This is a genomic window from Streptomyces sp. NPDC051636, from assembly GCF_044453765.1.
In the GTDB taxonomy this organism is placed as follows: Bacteria; Actinomycetota; Actinomycetes; order Streptomycetales; family Streptomycetaceae; genus Streptomyces.
The window spans coordinates 1-1,562 of record NZ_JBITDA010000087.1; the positions used below are offsets into that span (position 1 = coordinate 1).

Sequence of the window (1,562 nt, forward strand, 5' to 3'; positions counted from 1 at the left end):
CAAGACCGGGAAGTTAGGGCGGTTCGGTCGTGGTCCGGTGGCTGGTCAGGGTGATGGTGGTGATCACGGCTGCCTTGTGCCCGACGCTGCCCTTGGTCTTGTTGTAGGCGTAGGGCGACAGGGTGCGCTTGACGCAGCGCGGGCTGGTGCGGGAACGGCGCCTGGCGGGTGCGAGGTTGCGGCTGTCGACCAGAGCTGCAACGAGGTCGGCCGGGTCCGATGTTCTGGCGTTGATCACTGTGAGCCGGACCGTGTGCAGGGCGATGGTCAAAGACAGCCGGTCGGGGTCGAGGTGAGCGCTGGTGGCGGCTTCGGTGATGGCCCGGCGGCTGGCCTGGTAGAGCACCAACAGCGCAAAGAGCTCCTGCTCGACGCCGTCGACGGTGCGCGAGCGAAGGACGCGATCTGCTCCGCGCAGGGTGACTTTCAGCCCGTAGAAGGCGGTCTCGATCTCCCAGCGCTGGTGGTAGAGGGCGGCCAGTTCCGCGGCCGGGTGCCGGTGCGGGTCGAGGAGTGTGGTGACCAGTCGCACGGTGCTGGTGCGGGAGGTGCCGTCCGCCCTTGTTGCGGTGATCTGGTAGCTGATCACGCGCAGGGTGAGAGCGGTCATCGCGGGCGGCGCAGTGCGGCGGCCGCGCTGCTGCCACTTGGCCAGCCGGTCAGCGGAGCGGCGGTCGGTGATCCAGGTGAGATGGGTGCCGTCAGGCAGCGGGCGGATCACCGGCAGCAGGCGTCCGGCCTGCACCCTCCACAGCAGGTCGGCTCCGGTGGCGGCGGCATCCCGCAGCGCTTCGAAGCCGTCATAGCCGCGGTCGGCGAGCAGCAGCATCCCGGGCCTGAGTGATGCCAGCAGGCACCGGGCCTGCGGCAGCTCGGTGTACTGCTGCGGCCCGAAGACCACGTCGATCAGTGCGCGGGTGCCGCACTCAACCAACGCGGTCAGCCTCAGCTGGGGATAGCCGGCCGGGCGTGTGGTGCGGGCCGCGTGTCGACGGAAGTGCGCCACGTTGGCTGGGCTGTCGGGCACTTCCAGGCAGGTGCCGTCCCAGGCCACCACCCGCAGCCCCCGCCAGAAGGCTCCCCTCGTTGCGATGGTGCCGACCGGCCCGCGCAGCCGGTCGAACAGCAACATCAGCGGCTTCACCCCTAACCGCTGCCGGGCCTGCCGCATCGCCGCCGCTGACGGATCAGCCACTAACCCGCGCGGCCACCCGGCCGTCATCGCCGCCCACACCCGGCGATACCCACAGTCTCCGAACAAGCCCAGAGCCAGCACGAAATACACCACCACCCGGGCCGGCAGCAGCCGCACCCGACGCTCCGCACAGCCTGCCGCCTGGACCACCTCGTCCACCAACGACGGCGGAACCCACCGCGTCAGCGCCCCTAAATGACCCGGCAGCCACACCCACGACCGGTCCCCAACCACCTCGCCGGTGGCACACTGAACAGACAACGGAGCCCCCACGAACCGTGACCTCGACACTCACAGTCCGCGCCGGGCTCCGTTCCCATGTCAACCCACCCGACCAGCCACAACACCGCTTAACTTCCCGGTCTTG

The 1,562-nt window shown here is 69.7% G+C and carries 1 protein-coding gene; it reads right to left on the reverse strand.

Features of this window, described 5'->3' with window-relative positions; genetic code table 11:
• Positions 1-13 precede the first annotated feature (13 nt).
• On the reverse strand, positions 14-1,486 hold the full coding sequence (locus ACIBBH_RS42480; protein ID WP_399414356.1) for an IS4 family transposase: 1,473 nt from the start codon (positions 1,484-1,486) through the stop codon (positions 14-16).
• Positions 1,487-1,562 lie beyond the last annotated feature (76 nt).